1 protein-coding gene is annotated in these 437 nt (G+C 43.7%); it reads left to right on the forward strand.

Annotated elements, in window-relative coordinates; all coding sequences use genetic code 11:
- Nucleotides 1–39: 39 nt before the first annotated feature.
- The coding region (locus I6E51_RS14115; protein WP_197218712.1) for a retrotransposon gag family protein at nucleotides 40–437 on the forward strand (398 nt) is incomplete at its 3' end.

Below are 437 nucleotides of genomic sequence, written 5' to 3' on the forward strand. Positions count from 1 at the left end.
CACATATTTCTGAAGGCTTTTCCTCATTCATTAGAGGGAGTGGCAAAGGACTGGCTGTATTACCTTGCTCCAAGGTCCATCACGAGCTGGGATGACCTCAAGAGAGTATTCTTAGAAAAAAATTTCCCTGCTTCCAGGACCACGACCATCAGAAAGGATATTTCAGGCATTAGACAACTCAGTGGAGAGAGCCTGTATGAATACTGGGAGAGATTTAAAAAACTATGCGCCAGTTGCCCTCACCACCAAATTTCTGAGCAACTTCTTCTCCAATATTTTTATGAAGGACTCAGTAACATGGAGAGAAGTATGATAGATGCTGCCAGTGGTGGAGCCCTTGGAGACATGACTCCTGCTGAAGCCAAAAATTTAATTAAGAAGATGGCTTCCAACTCCCAGCAGTTTAGCGCCAGAAATTATGCGATAGTCATTAGAGG

The sequence above is a fragment of the Salinibacterium sp. NSLL17 genome, assembly GCF_015864935.1.
Classification (GTDB): Bacteria; Actinomycetota; Actinomycetes; order Actinomycetales; family Microbacteriaceae; genus Rhodoglobus.